Below are 3,438 nucleotides of genomic sequence, written 5' to 3'. Positions count from 1 at the left end.
CGTGATAACTTATATAATGTATAAAATAAGGTTTGACCAATATGGAAATTATAAAACTTTTAAACAAAGATAAGGCAATGAAGTATTAATTGAGAAATATAAGGAATCTAAATATTTCTCAGTTAATAATTAAAATAATACCTATTAAAAAATGACTATTCTTGTTTATTCAAGGTAGCCATTTTATATTTGAATACAGAACACTTTAACGCTCAATTTGCTATTTGTTTATTACTATTTCTAATAAAATATACCGTTGCTCCGGCATTAGCTATTATGTGGAAAATAATAGGGTATAACAGAGAATTTGTTAATTCAACCAAATTTCCCATAAAAATTCCGAATATAAATGCAAAAAGTATTTTTATCATTGTATCTTTGCTAATTCTAAATTTAAAATATTGTAAATGCATTATTCCAAATAAAAATGCAGATATTAAAACTTGTAAAGTAACTTCTTTCAATAACGGAAAAGGAATCATAATATCAGAAGTCCCAATTGCAATAGGTAATAAATTTAATATGATTCCCCTAAACATTATTTCTTCTCCTATGGGAAATATTAGGCAAAAAGGCAAAACGTTTTTTATATCTTTCTTTATTTTATATCCAGAGTAAAAGATGAAAGGCGTTATTAATAGTAAAAACAAAAATGTATCTAAAATAGATATTGGTTTTGTTGGTATACTAATAATTTTCTTTTTGGACCAAATTATCCCCAATGAAATAACTAATAAAAACCATATATAAGAAACAAACAGTCTTAATTTTGTTCCGTATTTGTTTTTCCAAATTATATTTGCAAAAGTTAGTAAAATTACAAATAAAAAAGTTAAAAAAATAATAAAAGCAAAAACAACAATTTTCATAATATCTCCAAATCATTCATTAAAGCTTTCTAAATGTCAATTTGTTTTGGGTGAACCCAAAAAAAATGGTGATTATTCTGTTTCCCACCATCTTTTACTGTTTTATGAATTGTGATAATTTGCAAAAAAAGATGAGTCGCCGTTATAATTGAAGCACAAGATCAAATTAGAAAGGAGATCTCACATGTATATATTATCACAAAACAATCAAAACGTAAAGAAGGAAAATAAGTTCATTCCGCTTCTGGACCTTATAACTAAATGTAAAGATTACTCGAAGGAACTAACAAGGAAAACACTGGTTGATTTTTTCCGAGCGATTGATTATCAATTTTCCGAATCGAAAATATGGAAAGAAAACTTTAAGATCGTAATCTCGAAGATACCCTTGTTTTTGAAAAAAGATATCGTGGCGATAATCGGTACAATTTAGAATTATATGTTTTTACCGAAAAAAAAGCAGCGGAGTATGTAATCGATTCGGTTTTACGGAATCTGCAAAAAGAAGATATCAATTATATTCATATTCGCTTAATTAATGAGAATCAGTCGGTGATGTATGAATTATTATCGCAAAATATAAAGCTTAATTGTAACAATTCTAATATTAATGTTTTAGTATTAGGAGCCGGAAATATTAATATTATTTGGTATATGCAAATTAAAGATACGGATTTAAATATTATAGTTATTGACAAAGATGCCAACCGAATTTCTGAAGTGTTTTTTAATGAATATCCGGAGCTGAAAAAATATAATATCTCTTTTTATCAAACGGAAATCGACACCGCCGATTTTGTGAAATGTTTAAGCGAGAAGGCTCTTTATAGCCAATATATTGCTGTTTCACTGGGCGATGATGGTTTAAATATCAACAGTGTTATTTTCCTAAAAAAATATTTTATAAGGAAAAATGTCGCTGATGAAAAACATTTTTTTATTAGGATTAAAAACAAGCAAAAAGGGAGAAGTATTAAAAAATTATTTGATTTGGATAAAAGTTCAATGTTATTTACATTGGAAATGGCGAAGGGAGTTTATTTGGCATACGCCGGTATGCTAGATAAATCAAGCGAAGAACAAGATAAAGCGCTTAAGGATTTTTATATATCACAGTATAACTTACGAAGTTCATTTTCTTCCGCAATGCATATATATAATAAACTTAATATAATCGGCGGTTCAATTAAAGATAATCTAGAAAATATCGCCAATCTAATTGAAGATAATTTGGATATGCTTGCCATAAGCGAGTATTTACGTAGGAATGCTTTTATGCGAACCGAAGGCTATATCAAGGCTTCAAAAGAAAGGGTAAAACAGTATATTATAGAAAATGATAATAATAGTCATGTAAATCATTTATCAAAAGAACACCCTTGTTTGGTTGAATGGGCCGAGTTGAATTATGCATCTTTATTTATCAACGAACTTTATAAATCCCATAATATGATTCATAAGGCCAATAAAGATTTTACTAAATATGATTATGATATCGTAAAATCAATACAAAAATCATTCAGTATGCCAATTTAAATTATCATGAACAAGGCCCAGATTGTAATAAAACGTGAATCGAGAGTACTTAGATTCTTTCTTTTCTTTTAATGTTTTCAACAAGAATACCTAAGGATGCCAGATGAAATTGGCCGATACTCTTACATTGACACTGGGAAATCGTAAAATCAATTGTGCTTGCGGTTGTGATATACTTGAAGTAGCCTCATCAAGAATTAATATCTTTGGATCTGCCAAAAGAGCCCTGGCAAAGGAAATTAACTGGCGTTGTCCTGCAGACAACCTGGAACCTCTCTCATTTACCTCAGTATTGTAACCCTCTTCCATCTCAATGATAAAATCATGAGCTTTTACTGCCTTCGTTGCCTTTATTACTTCTTCATCAGTAGCATCAAGCTTACTGTAGCGTATGTTATCCATAATCGTGCCGGAAAAAATAAAAGAATCCTGAAGCATAACGCCCATTTGCTTTCTGAGTGAATTGAGTGTTACAGATCTTACATCTGTTTCATCGATAATCACCTGCCCACTTTCAACGTCATAGAAGCGGCTTAATAAATTAACAATAGTAGTTTTACCTGCACCTGTTGGTCCAACAAGAGCTATCGTTTCACCTTTTTCAACTGAAAAGCTTACATCCTTTAAAATTCTTCTTTCTCCCTTTTCATATGAAAAATTAACATGATTGAATCTAACCTTTCCTTCTATTAAAGGCATTTCAACAGCCTCTGGTAGATCATCAACAAGAGGCTGTTCGTCGTTAGTTTCAAAAATTCTCTCAAGATATGCAATGGCATTTATAATTGCATTATAAAAATTCCCTAGATTGGATACAGGTTCCCAAAAACGCGATATATAGCCCATAAATGCAACAACTATACCTGCAGTAATCCCGGTAAACCCCTGGCTTATCCAACTAACACTGACAACAAAAACCAAAGAAATACCTGCAATTGAAACAGAATCAATTACTGGCCAAAGTAAAAACTGTGCTTTAACTGCCTTCATCCAAGCTTGTATGTATCCCTCATTAAGATCTTTAAATATTCCA

The 3,438-nt window shown here is 30.3% G+C and carries 3 protein-coding genes; 1 reads left to right on the top strand and 2 read right to left on the bottom strand.

Annotation, left to right across the window (positions count from 1 at the left end):
- Nucleotides 1-212: 212 nt before the first annotated feature.
- Nucleotides 213-869 (bottom strand): CPBP family intramembrane metalloprotease, encoded by a 657-nt coding sequence (locus PHF25_09230; protein ID MDD4528191.1) that lies wholly within the window; start codon nt 867-869, stop codon nt 213-215.
- Between the two features lie 555 nt (nt 870-1,424).
- Here PHF25_09230 and PHF25_09225 point away from each other — a divergent pair.
- Nucleotides 1,425-2,405, top strand: a complete 981-nt coding sequence (locus PHF25_09225) for a hypothetical protein (protein ID MDD4528190.1) — start codon at nt 1,425-1,427, stop codon at nt 2,403-2,405.
- 90 nt (nt 2,406-2,495) lie between these two features.
- Here PHF25_09225 and PHF25_09220 read toward each other — a convergent pair.
- Nucleotides 2,496-3,438: ABC transporter ATP-binding protein (locus tag PHF25_09220; protein MDD4528189.1), on the bottom strand; the 943-nt coding region annotated here is incomplete at its 5' end.

This window comes from Candidatus Margulisiibacteriota bacterium (assembly GCA_028706105.1).
Lineage (GTDB): Bacteria > Margulisbacteria > Riflemargulisbacteria > GWF2-35-9 > DYQY01 > DYQY01.
The sequence above is the reverse complement of the archived record's forward strand: the minus strand, read 5'-3'. Positions and strand labels throughout refer to the sequence as shown.

Excerpts from the sequence above, each read along its gene's own strand:
- PHF25_09225 (MDD4528190.1), top strand. The coding sequence starts at position 1,425 with ATGTATGAATTATTATCGCAAAATATAAAGCTTAATTGTAACAATTCT.
- PHF25_09230 (MDD4528191.1), bottom strand. The coding sequence starts at position 869 with ATGAAAATTGTTGTTTTTGCTTTTATTATTTTTTTAACTTTTTTATTT.